12 protein-coding genes are annotated in these 13,177 nt (G+C 63.4%); 5 read left to right on the top strand and 7 right to left on the bottom strand.

The annotated features are described in order from the left end of the window. Positions 1 to 127 precede the first annotated feature (127 nt). From ACIPV6_RS01485 to ACIPV6_RS01475, 3 genes are all read right to left on the bottom strand, one after another. Entirely contained in the window at positions 128 to 3,640 is a 3,513-nt protein-coding gene (locus ACIPV6_RS01485) for a DNA polymerase III subunit alpha (RefSeq protein WP_400269202.1), read from the bottom strand. 3 nt (positions 3,641 to 3,643) lie between these two features. Next, a complete protein-coding gene (locus tag ACIPV6_RS01480) occupies positions 3,644 to 3,985 on the bottom strand; it encodes a DUF6504 family protein (protein ID WP_400269201.1) in 342 nt (113 codons plus the stop codon). 78 nt (positions 3,986 to 4,063) lie between these two features. Then, on the bottom strand, positions 4,064 to 5,119 hold the full coding sequence (locus tag ACIPV6_RS01475; RefSeq protein ID WP_400269200.1) for an FAD-dependent monooxygenase: 1,056 nt from the start codon (positions 5,117 to 5,119) through the stop codon (positions 4,064 to 4,066). Between the two features lie 58 nt (positions 5,120 to 5,177). Between ACIPV6_RS01475 and ACIPV6_RS01470 the strand changes: the two genes are divergently transcribed. Both ACIPV6_RS01470 and ACIPV6_RS01465 read left to right on the top strand, forming a co-directional pair. Beyond that, the gene (locus ACIPV6_RS01470) at positions 5,178 to 5,717 is read left to right on the top strand and encodes a TetR/AcrR family transcriptional regulator (RefSeq protein WP_400269199.1); all 540 of its coding nucleotides are present in this window, start codon (positions 5,178 to 5,180) and stop codon (positions 5,715 to 5,717) included. Positions 5,718 to 5,762: 45 nt separating this feature from the next. Next, a complete protein-coding gene (locus tag ACIPV6_RS01465) occupies positions 5,763 to 6,152 on the top strand; it encodes a hypothetical protein (protein WP_400269198.1) in 390 nt (129 codons plus the stop codon). Here the strand turns inward: ACIPV6_RS01465 and ACIPV6_RS01460 are convergent, their stop codons facing one another. Continuing rightward, positions 6,153 to 6,899 carry an SOS response-associated peptidase gene (locus tag ACIPV6_RS01460; RefSeq protein WP_400269511.1) on the bottom strand — a complete coding sequence of 249 codons (747 nt, stop codon included), beginning with the start codon at positions 6,897 to 6,899 and terminating at the stop codon, positions 6,153 to 6,155. 169 nt (positions 6,900 to 7,068) lie between these two features. Here ACIPV6_RS01460 and ACIPV6_RS01455 point away from each other — a divergent pair, with 169 nt between their 5' ends. The 3 genes from ACIPV6_RS01455 (at position 7,069) to ACIPV6_RS01445 (ending at position 9,225) form a co-directional block, all read left to right on the top strand. Further along, positions 7,069 to 7,326, top strand: coding sequence for a mycoredoxin (locus ACIPV6_RS01455; protein ID WP_397321604.1), 258 nt, complete (start codon positions 7,069 to 7,071; stop codon positions 7,324 to 7,326). A 145-nt stretch (positions 7,327 to 7,471) separates the two neighbouring features. Next, entirely contained in the window at positions 7,472 to 8,557 is a 1,086-nt protein-coding gene (locus ACIPV6_RS01450; RefSeq protein ID WP_400269197.1) for an S-(hydroxymethyl)mycothiol dehydrogenase, read from the top strand. Then, on the top strand, positions 8,554 to 9,225 hold the full coding sequence (locus tag ACIPV6_RS01445; RefSeq protein ID WP_400269196.1) for an MBL fold metallo-hydrolase: 672 nt from the start codon (positions 8,554 to 8,556) through the stop codon (positions 9,223 to 9,225). Before ACIPV6_RS01450 ends, ACIPV6_RS01445 begins: the two co-directional genes overlap by 4 nt. A gap of 20 nt (positions 9,226 to 9,245) precedes the next feature. On the opposite strand, the gene ACIPV6_RS01440 is transcribed toward ACIPV6_RS01445, so the two are convergent. The 3 genes from ACIPV6_RS01440 to ACIPV6_RS01430 all read right to left on the bottom strand — a co-directional run bounded on the left by ACIPV6_RS01440 (position 9,246) and on the right by ACIPV6_RS01430 (position 13,166). Next, positions 9,246 to 11,573: an FdhF/YdeP family oxidoreductase gene (locus ACIPV6_RS01440; RefSeq protein WP_400269195.1), complete on the bottom strand. Its 2,328-nt coding sequence runs from the start codon at positions 11,571 to 11,573 to the stop codon at positions 9,246 to 9,248. A gap of 61 nt (positions 11,574 to 11,634) precedes the next feature. Beyond that, a complete protein-coding gene (locus ACIPV6_RS01435) occupies positions 11,635 to 12,363 on the bottom strand; it encodes a biotin/lipoate A/B protein ligase family protein (protein WP_400269194.1) in 729 nt (242 codons plus the stop codon). After that, positions 12,363 to 13,166, bottom strand: a complete 804-nt coding sequence (locus tag ACIPV6_RS01430) for a thioesterase family protein (protein ID WP_400269193.1) — start codon at positions 13,164 to 13,166, stop codon at positions 12,363 to 12,365. Before ACIPV6_RS01430 ends, ACIPV6_RS01435 begins: the two co-directional genes overlap by 1 nt. Positions 13,167 to 13,177 lie beyond the last annotated feature (11 nt).

The raw sequence follows: 13,177 nt of genomic DNA, 5'->3' as shown, positions 1-13,177 counted from the left end.
GTCTCCTATTCATAGTGAAGGCTTCATAGCTTGTGGCGTACGGGGACCACAGCCAGCCACCGTCAATCGTATCCGCAACGCATGGAGGCGGCCAAAGCAGCGCGCCGGGCCCGGATCTGGCTGCGGATCAGCTCCCCAGGCCCGTGATGGCAAGGTTCCGGCTGATGCCGTCCAGTGGACCTGCGTGCACCAATTCGGGCGGAACGACGACGCCGGCAGGCAGGATTTCCGGGTACGGCAACGTTTCTGGACGGCTGAGGTCCCAGGCCTTGCTGGCACTGAGGCTGATTCCCTTGGGTCCCGTCCTTCGCGTTGTCCCCCGGATCAACAAGAGCCTGGTGCCGAACAAAAGAGGACCGGATTCTTCCTGGGCTTCGTGGAAGAAGACGCTGTCCACACACCCTGTGCCGTCGTCAATGCTGATGAAGACCACTCTTCGCCCACCCCGCATGGGCGGGGTTTGGGTAGCAACCCGCACCCCGGCAACCAGGACTTCGGATCCGTTGCGGAGGCCCAGCAGTTTGTCCGCTGTGGTAACCCCCAGCTTGTCCAGCAAGGGTCTGTGGCTTTCCATGAGGTGCTCGCTGACGTCCACCGCCATCAGGTCCAGTTCCGCGCGCACCATATCCACGGTGGAAGGTTCAGGGAGTTCCGGAACCAGGTTGCGTAGTTCCACGTCTCCGATCGGCAAGGACAGCTGGCCGTCAATGACTTCCACGGTTTTCCTGGCGGGAGCCGCCTGCAGCGACTGGAGGTGCTGTACAAGGTCGGCACGGTTCGCCGTGCTGCCCGAATCCTTATGGAGATGGTCAAACGCACCCAATTGGGCAAGCCTCTTGATGTTTGGCTTGCTGACCCTTGCCCGCGCCCGTAGATCGGCGAGGGAGTCAAAGGGTTGTCCGGCTACGATCCTCTTGAGTTCAGCCCCGGACAATCCATAGATTCCGGTCAGGCTGAGACGGATCCCCAGCTTGCCGGCGTCCGCGCCTTCCTGGATCCGCTCCACGCGGTACTCAGCCTGGCTCCGGTTGATGTCCAACGGGAGGATGGGAATGCCCAGCCTGCGCGCCTCGGCAACCAGCAGGCGCTTGGGATACATCCCGGGATCGTGTTCCCACAGCCCGGCCAGGAAAGCCTCGGGATGGTGCGCCTTCAACCAGGCCGACTGGTAGGTAGGCACAGCGAAGGCGGCGCCATGTGCTTTGCAGAAACCGAAACTGCCAAAGGCCTTGAGGGTTCCCCACACCCTGTCCACCACGTCCGGCGGATACTTCCCGGTGGCATGTTTCCTGAAGTAGGTTTCCACTCCGGGTTCCTGGATTTCATCTCCCAGGGCGCGACGGAATTCGTCAGCGCGGGCCAGCCCGCATCCCGTCATCACATCAAAGGTCTTCAGGATCTGCTCATGGAAGACCGTGACGCCATGGGTTTCGTGCAGCACGGGTTTCAGGTCGGCGTGGGGATAGATCTCGGGCGCGAACCCGTGGCGGTGTTCCAGGAACGGCCGGACCATATCGGATTTCATGGGTCCCGGGCGGAACAGGGAGATATCGATGATGAGGTCGTTGAATTCGCGCGGGGCCATCTTGCCGATAAGCTCGCGCTGGCCTGGGGATTCGATCTGGAAGCAGCCCAGGGTGTGGGTACTGCGGATGAGTTCGTAGGTGGGCTCATCGTCGAAAGGCACGGCATTGAGGTCGATCCTGCCGTCCTCGGCGATGTAAGCCGGCCCCTCTCCCCCCGGACCGAGAGGGTGGTTGCCCGCCTCCACTACCGCTGCTTTGCCGGGGTGGAGCCGGATAACTTCACGGACGGCAAAAGCCATGGCACTTTGCATGCGGACACCAAGGACATCGAGCTTGAGCATCCCCATGGGATCCATGTCGTGTTTGTCGAACTGGCTCATGGGCAGGCCCAGGCCGCTGGGCTGGACAGGCGTCCGGTCCAGGAGGGTGGCATCCCCCAGGATCACACCACAGGGATGCATGGAGATGTGGCGTGGCAAACGGTCCAGCCGCTCGGTAAGGTCCACCAGCAGGTCCAGTTGCTGGCTCTCTTCTTGCGTCCCCCGTCCACGCCCTGATTCAACCCGCTCGGCGAACTCCCGGAGTTCGGGTTTTTCCACCATGGCTTCCCGGAACTTCCGGGCAGAAAACCGCCACAGTTGCTTGGCTATTTCGCCGATCTCACCTTGGTCCATGCCAAGGGCCATCCCGGCATCGCGGACAGCTCCCCTGGCCCGGTAACCGTTCTGCATGCTCATGAGGGTGACCCGTTCGGCACCGAAGCGGTCAAAGATTTTCCGGTAGACGTTATGCCTTTCTGCGCTTTCCACGTCAATGTCGATATCCGGCAGCGTGGAACGGCGGCCGGAAAGGAACCGCTCGAAGATGAGGTCGTGGCGGAGGGGATCCACTTGGCTGATGTCGATCAGGTAATTGACCAGGCTGGAGGCTCCGGACCCCCGGGCTGCTACCCGCACATTCATCTCAAGGATCATCCTGGAGACCTCTGCCACGGTCAGGAAATAGGAAGCAAAGCCCAACCCGCCGATGATCTCCAGCTCGTGGTCCAACCGTGAGCGCACGGCTTCGAAGGCCTTGCCATCAATCCCGGGGAATCGTCTGGTGATTCCTGCTTCGCAGCGTTGGGTCAGTTCCACCATGGGGTCCTGGGTGATGCCGATGATGGAGGCTTCGGGAACCACGGGCTTCTTCCATCCCATGTCCAAAGCGGGGTTCATCCGGCATTTGTCGGCGAGCGCTTCGGTGTTGTGCAGGAGTTTGTTGAGCTCGGCCGCGCTGTGCCCCGCGGCTCCCATGATTTCCCTGCCGAGCTGGTGCATATGTTCTTTGCTCTTGAGCCAACCCTGTCCGGTGGGTTGCAACAGCGGGGCTTCCGAGAGTTCTGGAAGTGACTTCAAGGACCTGGCGGCGTCCAGGACATCGGCGGTGGCGGCGCCGTCCTGTGCGCAGTAGCGGACGGCGTTGCTGAGGATTGCCGGGACGTTGTATTCCAGTGCGAGTTTGAGCATGCGGATGGAGTGGGCGGTGCTGAGGGGTTGGCCTGGTGGGCTGAGGTGGGAGACGATCTCCGCCACGATGGTGCCGGGTGGCATGGCGTCGATCCATTCCTTGAAGAGGGTCCTTGGCCGGAGGTATTTCCTTCCTCCCATGGCGCGGCCTACGTCGGAGTCGGGTCCGATCAATATGGTAAGGACCGGTTTGAGGGTTGCGGGGTCGAGCGTCCTTGAGGCGAGCTCAGCCCTGGTCACGGCGACGGGTACCACTCCTCCGGCTTTTCCCGAGGTGCGGGCATGGGCGTCGGAGACGAGGCGGCAGAGGGCACGGTAACCGGCCCCGTTGGTGTTTCCGTGGGCGAGTACGACGACGCGGCCCGCGAGCTGGGTGCGGTGGTCGCCGTCGTCGTCGAAAACGGCAAGGTCCACGCCGACGATGGGGTCGAGGCCGGAGTCCATGCAGGCTTTGAGGTGTTTGACGGTGCCGTACAGCCCGTCGCGGTCCGTGCAGGCGAGCGCTGTGGCTCCGTCTGCTGCGGCCGCTTGTGCGAGTTCGTCCGGCCAGGAGACGCCGTAATGGGCGCTGAAGGCGGTGGAGACGTGGAGGTGTGTGAAGCTCAAGGTTCAGGCGGCTTCGTCTGGTTCCACGGCCTGGCTTGGTGCGGCGTCGTGGATGCGGAGCAGTCGCCATCGCCCGCTTCCTACATGCCGCACGAGGTCCAGGGTGATGCTTTTTCCTGTTGGCCCTGCGGTGTCTTCCTGGAGCTGGACGCGCCAGATTTCGTGGTCGACCAGCCCCGCACCAGTACCCAGGGGCGCGCGGCTTTCCTCTATCCACCATTGGCGCCGTTCGAACCACCGGACAGGCTCGGCGGATACGCGGTAGTCCCGGCTTTGCCATTGAATGCGCTGGGGTTGCCCGGTTTCTGCACAGGTGACAGTGACTGACTCGCTGAACAGCCCCATTTCCACGCTCCTCGTACCACTTTTGTATTCGAAGATATGTTCGAATAGTTCCAGTTTACGGCTACGGAGCCACAAATCCTACTCTGGAGTTTTTACCCTGCCCCGCCTGCTGGAGACGAGCTTTCCCACTTGCTTGAGCAGCCCGTCCCGCATTGGCTGCATGGTTTGCGCAAGGGCAACCCTGCCCATCAGCGAGGAGGCGAGACGGAGCCGCTGGGTTTTAAGGACGCGTTCTTTGTTGTATTCACGGAGCGCCTCTTCGCGGGGCAGCACATTGAGGAGGCTTCCCAGGGTGACCGCATCAACCAGTGTTTCGCAGGCTCCCCGGCCCAGGTTGGGCGTCATGGCGTGAGCGGCGTCGCCGAGCAGTACAACGTTGCCCCGGCTGTATGTGGACAGTGATGGTGCGGTCCAAATCCGCTGGGCGAGGCTTATGTCCGGCGTCGCCCGGGCAAGAATGCCCTGCACCGCCGGTGAGTGGCTGGAGAAATGCCGCCGCGTGACTTCCAAGGCTTCTTCGACATCCACGCGTTCGGGTCCAAGGCCGGAGCGGAAGGACGCATACCAGTTGGTGCCCCCTTCTGCCGGGGCGAGGCCGAAGATGCTCCCACGACCCCAGTACTCCCCTACGGTTTCGGGGGAAGGTCGCCCAGGAACCACACCCCGGACTGCAAGGAAATCCGTCGCTTTGGCAAGGCTCCCGGCCCCCCATGCAGCCCTTCGGACGACGCTGTGGACGCCGTCGGCACCAACCACGAGTCCGGATTCTGCGGGAAGTTCACCCACGCGGCGCCGTTCGCGGTGGACTGATGATGGGACGGCCGAGTCCAGCAACCGCAGCAACGTGGGCCTGGTGACACCCACCAGGCCTCCCCCTTCCATGGCGAGCATGGGATGGCCCGAGGGTTCCAGGAGCGCTCCGGACTCAAGGACTGCGCCGGCGGCTTTGATGGCTTCAAGGAGTCCGAGCTCGGCCAAGGCCTTGCGGGCGCCCGGCCACATGGCCAGGGTCGTTCCCACTGTCGGGAGTTCAGGACGCTGCTCATGGATGGTGACGTCGAACCTGGCCGGGTCCAAGAGTGCTGCGAGCGCGAGTCCCGCGATTCCGCCACCAATGATGTCGACTTTTTCCATGCCTCCACAGTACTACTACATTTGTAGTGGCAACAGGTGTTGAGGCTAAGCTTTCTCCATGCCGGACCGCCGAACAGAACTTGCCGACGCAGCTCTTGCAGTCGTGGCAGCAAAAGGGCTCAAGGGCCTCACGCACCGCGCCGTGGACGCGGAGGCGGGTGCCGCCGTCGGGACCACCTCCAACTATTTCCGCAACCGGGCGGCCTTGGTAACTGCCGCCCTGGACCGTGTTGAAGAGTTGGACTCACGCCTGCTGCAGCAGCAGGCAAAAGGACAATTTCCGACGTCGGTCGCGGAGCTCGCTGAGCAACTCGCCGGCGCAGTGCTGGCACTGGCGGGAGAACATGCCGACCTCACCAGGGCCAGGTTCACATTCGCCTTGGACCGGCCGGAATCGGTCTCGGCCGGGCACGAGCGCATGTTGACCGGACTGGCGCAGATATTGGAGGCACTCGGCGTCCCCGATGCGAGGGTGCGGGCCGAGGCCGTTGCCGATTACAGCGACGGGCTTGCCCTGCACCTGTTGACCGCGCGCCAGGGGCAGGACATCGCACGCTCGACAGTCGCAGCGAACGTCCGCCAACTCCTCGAAGGATGATTCCCGGGGGTGGACGCGGGCGGGTCCACAGAGCAGGATTGTGGCATGAGCACCCATGACGCACTCCTGAAGCAGGTCAGCATCACGGCCACGGACGACAACCTCGTGGCGCGTTTCGAAATCGACGGCAACATCCCCGGGTCCGGCGCCTACGTGGTTGGCCTGGTAGCTGCCAGCGAAGACTACTCATCCCAGCGCAGGCTCGGCATCGAATTCATGAATGGCGAAGCCATATCCTTCTATTCGTTCAACCATTCGTTGAGCACCGAGGAAAACTACGACATCAAGGGCGTCGAGCACGAAGGCAACGTCATCACCGGGAACTTTCCTGTTTCCGCCATCCACGGCCTTGCCAAAGGGCACCTCATGACTGCCTTCAGCGAAGCCGATGGCAGGGACTTCCAATCCGGTGTGCCCGTCAGCGAATCCCTTTAGCTAGAAGAGGCCTTCCACCGGTTCGATCAGTTCCGGTGAGTTGTTGCGGACGTTGCCCACCGCCGCGCCAACAGCATCAAGGGTCCAATCAGCCGCGGCATCGTGCGCCTTGGACCGGACCATGTCCACCAGCCCCTCAGCGTCCTTCTCGCGCGGATTCAACCAGGCCGCCATGGTTTCGGGGTCCATGGGCAGCGGAACCCGGTCATGCAGCGCCGTCAGTTCATCGAACACGGAGGCACTGCGCCTGGTCCGGGCAGATTCGGCCGTCGGCGTGTCGGCGGTGATGATGGACATCGACAACAGCCACCGCGCGGGATCGTCGTCCGGCAGGCTCTGGTCCTTCCACCACTCATACAGTCCCGCGAACACCAAGCCCTGGCCGCCTCCTGGGTGGACGTAATAGGGCTGCTTGTTCTTCCCTTCGCCCTTCTTCCACTCGTAATAGCCATCGGCGGGAACAGCACACCGCCTGGCAACCGCGGCTTTCCTGAAGGACGGCTTCTCAAGCAGGGTCTCGCTGCGGGCATTGATCAGCCTGGCACCGCCCTTGGAGTCCTTGGCCCACGACGGGACCAAACCCCATTTCGCGACGTGGAGCTGCCGCCTCGGAGCCTCGTCAACCAAACGCTCCAGGACGATCGGCACAGCATCGGTCGGGGCCACGTTCCACGACTTCTCCAGCGCAATCTCATTCTCAAGTTCGGCGTCGAACTGCGCCAGGAGGTCTCCCACCGCACGGGCCATCACATAACGTCCACACATGCGAACAGTCTGCCCTGTCCCCGGCCAACCCACCAGCAAGGGCATGTGACGTAACGCGGCTTCGTTGCCGGACGGGAATTATTGGTCCCCGCGTTACCGTTGATAGCAACGAAAGCAACCCGTCAAAAGACCCCATACTTAGGAGAGCTCTGTGGATTTCACCCCCGACTCCGGCACCATCACCATGTTCTCGACCACCTGGTGCGGCTACTGCAACCGCCTGAAGAAGCAACTCGACGCCAAGGGCATCGGTTACCAGGAGATCAACATCGAGGAAGTCGAAGGCACAGCCGAGCTCGTCGAGAAGCTCAACGGCGGCAACCGCACGGTGCCTACCGTCCTGTTCCCGGACGGCACCGCGGCCACCAACCCCTCGGCCTCCGAGGTGGAGAGCCGGCTGGCAGCCTAGGCAAGCCCAACAGCTCCCCCCCCCGCAGTACTCCCTTCATCCCCGGCGGACCGTCTGCCTCGTGTGATAGACAGAGTGGGAATCCGTTGCAGGCCTGGCGCCTGCAACGGAACCCGCTGTCAGCGAGCCCGAAGGGAACACCCCCATGGTCCATGCAGTCAAGGGCGTCGTCGTACGCTCCAAAGGCGCCCCCGCAACACTCGAAACCGTACTGGTCCCCGAACCAGGCCCCGGCGAAGCCCTGGTGGATATCCTCACCAGCGGCGTCTGCCACACAGACCTCCACTACAAACTCGGCGGAATCAGCGACGATTTCCCATTCCTCCTTGGCCACGAGGCCACCGGTGTGGTTAACGCCGTAGGCCCCGACGTCACGGACATCGCCCCGGGCGACCGCGTGGTCCTGAACTGGCGGGCAGTATGCGGGAACTGCCGTGCATGCAACCGCGGCCAGGCACAGTACTGCTTCAACACCCATAACGCCACCCAGAAAATGACCCTCGAAGACGGCACGGAACTCTCCCCCGCCCTGGGCATCGGCGCGTTCATCGAGAAGACCCTCGTGGCCGCCGGCCAGTGCACCAAGGTGGATCCCGAAGCCGATCCCGCCGCCGTAGGCCTGCTGGGCTGCGGCGTCATGGCAGGTTTGGGCGCCGCACTGAACACGGGCGGCGTTAAGCGCGGCGACTCCGTGGCCGTCATTGGCTGCGGCGGAGTGGGCGTAGCCTCCATCGCCGGTGCCGCATTGGCCGGAGCCACCACCATCATTGCCGTTGACATTGACGCCAAGAAGCTCGAACGGGCCAAGGAACTGGGTGCAACGCACACGGTGGACTCCTCCGCCGGCGATCCTGTCGAAGAGATCCGTGCCCTGACCGGCGGCTTCGGCGCTGACGTGGTGATTGACGCCGTCGGACGTCCGGAAACCTACAAGCAGGCCTTCTACGCACGAGACCTCGCCGGAACGGTTGTCCTGGTAGGCGTCCCCACCCCTGACATGACGCTCGACCTTCCGCTGTTGGACGTGTTCGGACGCGGCGGATCCCTCAAGTCCTCCTGGTACGGCGACTGCCTGCCCTCCAGGGACTTCCCTATGCTCGTGGACCTCTACAAGCAGGGCAAGCTGGACCTCGATGCCTTCGTCACTGAACGCATCAGCATCAACCAGGTGGAAGAAGCCTTCGACAAAATGCACCAAGGTGCCGTCCTCCGATCGGTGGTGGAACTGTGAGCCAGTCCAGCAACGCACGCATTGACCGCGTCGTCACGTCAGGTACTTTCTCCCTGGACGGCGGAACCTGGGACGTGGACAACAATGTCTGGATCATCGGTGATGACACCGAGTGCATCGTCATCGACCCCGCCCACGACCCCCAGGCGATCGCCGACGCCGTCAGTGGCCGGACCGTCACAGCGATCCTCCTGACCCACGGCCACGACGATCACATCCGGTACGCGGGCGAATTCCGCGACGTCGTCAAGGCACCCGTCCACCTGCACAAGGAAGACTGGATGCTGTGGCACGCAGTATTCCCGGACACGGACCCGGACCAGGGAATTGAGGACGGCGACGAGTTCACCGTCGGTGGTGCCACGCTGACGGCGCTCCACACCCCCGGCCACTCCCCCGGATCGGTGTCCTTCCTCCTGCCTGCCGGATCCTCCGAAGCGGCGGACCAAGCCGGTGTTCACACCGTGTTCAGCGGTGACACCCTGTTCCAAGGCGGCCCGGGGGCGACGGGTCGGTCCTACAGCGACTTCCCCACCATCATCGAATCCATCCGGACACGCCTTTTGACGCTCCCGGAAGACACCGTGGTCCTGACCGGCCACGGAGAGTCCACCAGCATCGGCGCGGAATCACCGCACCTGGACGAGTGGATCGCGCGCGGGCACTGACCTGTCGTCAGCCCTGGGGATCACCCTCTGGGACCGGCCGCCGGCCCGAAGACCGGGGCGGCTGCCGGTTCCAGGCGGATGATCACCGACTTCGACGCCGGAGTATTGCTGCCCTCCGCCGTCGAATCCAGCGGCACCAACACATTGGCCTCCGGGTAGTAGGCAGTGGCACAACCCCTGGCACTGGGGTACGAGACCAGACGCAACTGGCGCAGGACGCGGTCCACGCCGTCGTCGGCCTCGCTGTGGACGTCCACGTAACCACCATCGGCGAGTCCCATACCAGCCAGGTCCGCCGGGTTGACCATCAACACCATGCGGCCCTTCTTGATGCCGCGGTACCGGTCGTTCATGGTGTAGGTGGTGGTGTTGAACTGGTCGTGCGAACGGACTGTCTGCAGGAGCAGCCGGCCTTTGGGGACCTTGATGGTTTCCAGCTCATTCACCGTGAACATGGCCCGTCCCGTGGCGGTCGGAAAAGTACGTGAATCCCTCGGCGGATGGGGAAGAATGAATCCGTCCCGCGTCCGGATCCTCGTGTTGAAATCCTCGAAGCCTGGAACAACGCGGGAAACGTGGTCGCGGATCACGTCGTAGTCACGCCGCATGCCGGCCCAATCCACCGGCACCTGCCTCCCGAGCACGGCCTCCGCCATGCCAGCGATGATGGCCACCTCGGAGAGTACATCCTTCGCGATGGGTTCCAAACATCCCGCTGATCGATGCACAGCGCACACCGTGTCCTCCACGGAAACGAATTGCTCCACGCCGCCCTGCACATCGATCTCCGTGCGTCCCAGGGTGGGCAGGATGAGTGCCTGCTCCCCCACCACCGCGTGCGATCTGTTCAGCTTGGTGGAGATCTGGACCGAAAGCCGCGTCTTCCGAACGGACTCCTCGGCAACGGTGGTGTCGGAGATCGCGTGGACCAGGTTTCCGCCGAGCGCCACGAGCACCTTGATCCGCCCGTCGCGCATACCCCGGATGCTGTCCACCGCGTCCACACCCGCCCCTCGGGGAGGCTCAAAGCCAAACTCGGCACGGATGGCGTCGAGGAAGGCGTTGGGCATCTTCTCCCAGATCCCCATGGTCCTGTCACCCTGGACATTGCTGTGGCCACGGATCGGTGAGGGACCGGCACCGGGTTTGCCGATGTTGCCGCGCAGCAAGAGGAGGTTGATGATCTCCTTGATAGTCGGCACGGCCTTCTTGTGCTGGGTCAACCCCATGGCCCAGGTGATGATGACCCGGTTGGCGTGGATGTACCGCTCTGCGAACTCATCGATCTCTGCGCTCCGCAGGCCTGTCGCCGCCAAAACCTCCTGCTCACGCAGGCCAGCGAGATGTGCAGCGAAGCCAACAAAGCCGTGGCAACGGGAGTCGATGAACTCCCGGTCCAGGACCTGTCCCGGGGCCGCGCTTTCAGCATCCAGCACGCGTTTGGAAACCGCTTGGAGGAAGGCCATGTCTCCCGCGAGCCGGATTTGCAGGAACTGGTCCGCAAGATCCGTTCCCTTGCCAATCAGTCCGCGGGGAGTCTGCGGATTACGGAAATTGATCAGCCCGGCCTCCGGCAACGGATTCACCGCCACGATGGTTGCGCCGGCCTGTTTGGCCTCTTCGAGTGCGGTGAGCATCCTGGGATGGCACGTCCCGGGGTTTTGGCCCATGATCACGATCAGGTCGGATTGCGCGAAATCCGTGTAGGAGATGGCCGATTTGCCCACGCCGATGGTCTCGCCCATGGCCAGGCCGGTGGATTCGTGGCACATGTTGGAACAGTCGGGCAGGTTGTTGGTGCCGAAGGCCCGGACGAAGAGTTGGTACAGGAAGGCCGCCTCATTGCTGGTCCGCCCGCTGGTGTAGAAGGTGGCCTGGTTGGGATCGGTCAAGGCGTTCAACTCACGCGCGACGATGGCGAAGGCCTCGTCCCAGCCAACCGGTTGGTAGTGGTCCGACCCCGCCGCCTTGTAGACCGGCTCAACCAGGCGTCCCTGCTGACCCAGCCAGTATTCGGACCGTTGCTCCAACGTGCTCAACGGATTCTCCGCCCAGAATTCCGCTGGAATCCGCAGGGGCTCGGCCTCCCAGCCGACCGCCTTGGCGCCGTTCTCGCAAAACTCCGCGGCTTTGCGTTCCGGCGGGTCAGGCCAGGCGCAGCTCATGCAATCGAAGCCGTCCTTTTGGTTGATCGCCGTCAGCGTCTTCCAGGCCCGCGACGGCCCCATCCCGGCAACGGCGTGAGGCAGGGTTTCACTCAGGCTCGGGATTCCCGCCGCGAACCTCTTGGGTTCACTGACGGACAGTTCCGCGTCCGTGTCCTGCGGCGGGTGTTGTTTGCGTGCCATCGTTCCACCACGGTTTTCGTCTTGGCGGTGTTACGTTTCCACCCTATGCCTGGAGCCCGTTTCAGGCGATAAGTGCGCCGAAGTCCCCTTCGACGACGTCAGCATAGGTGCCGTACGCCTGCACCACCGCATCCTCCACGGTGGCGACGTCCAGGTGCGGAAGGAGGTCATTGGCGGCCCCGGCCGTGGCCGGATCCCACTCCAGCCCGAGTGCCTCATAGCTTGCCGTGAGGACTTCACGGATAGGGGCGGAATTTTCCACCACAATGACCGAACTGAACAACCATCCGCCGGAGACCACGCGCTGCGCCGTGCCAATCAGCTTGATGCGGTGCGCCGGGAAATCCGGATCTTCGCCGTGCACGCTGAACTCGCCCGGGCAGTACTCGCCGGGGATTTCCCCGACGGCGGCATGGATGCCCACGCTGCGCAGCGCACCGGCCAGCAACTCGCCGAAGTCCGAGAAGCGGGCTTTGGCTTTGACGATCGCATCAGGGTGCGGCTCAACGTGGTCCACCACGAGTGTTCCTTGGTGGTAGGCGGCGGCGCGTCCGCCGGCCTTACGGACCAGCGGTTCAAAACCCAGGTTCCGGCATGCTTCCTCTGCGGCCTTGAAACCGGGAAGATTCGCGTCCCGTTGCCCAAAAGCCACCGTGGGCTCAGGGCGGTAAAGACGCAAGGAAGGTGTGAGTTCACCCCTTCGTGCGCGTTGCAGTAATTCCAGCGCAAAGTCCAGGTCTTCGGCCGCGCCCAAGGTTTGGGGTTGCCGGTAGACGGTGAGGGCTGCCATCAACTCTTCCTCAGGGTCAGGATCTGTTCGGCCCTGCCGAACGGTCCGTCCAGATCGTGGAGCACGGTGGAGGTCAGTCCGATGCCGTCGGCGCCGAAGGACACTTTGTTGTCCAGGCCAAGCCACTCACCAGCCGGTTCCCTGTACATGTGGATCTGCAGGTCGACGTTGGGAAAGATATAGCTGTTCTCCCCGGGTGGCACCCTGGCCGCGATGCCGTTGGCCGTGTCCACCAGGCCAATCAGGCGTGCCAGGTCGCCACTGTCTTCCTGGTCAGTTAACGGATGCATGGTGCGGATCCAGACCCTGCCCGATCCCGGACGGTGCCCCTCGGCGATGCGCATCTCCAACGAGCGGATGTAACCGCCTGGCCAAACGCTGGCACCATCCCACGGCTTGCATTCGTCCGGGGAGGGCATGCCCTCGTCCTCAACGGCTGCGACGGCGCTGGTATCGCTGGTGACCATGCGCCAGGCCGTTGCACGGATGGCTGGGCGGCCCGCGGCCACCAGCTCGGCCTGGATCAGTTCGATGGTGCGGCCCGGCCGCAGGGTGGAGGTAATCACCTGGAACTCACCGCCGGGGATCAGGCCAAGGATTTCGTAGCTGATCCGTGCCATCCGGACGTCGCTCCGGGGTTCGTGGCGGACCAGGGCATCGGCGATGATGCCCGAGGCCGGGGCCATGTGCTGCTCGTGGGGGTTCCAGGCACCCTGGGCATGGATGGTTGAACGGTACCGGCCATCACCCAACGATTCGTAGTAGAAATCGCCTTCCGCCAGTTCCGGTAATGCAGTAGTCAAGCCGAACCTTT

The sequence above is a fragment of the Paenarthrobacter sp. NPDC089988 genome (assembly GCF_044748465.1).
Lineage (GTDB): Bacteria > Actinomycetota > Actinomycetes > Actinomycetales > Micrococcaceae > Arthrobacter.
This window is presented reverse-complemented; position numbering and strand designations above follow the sequence as displayed.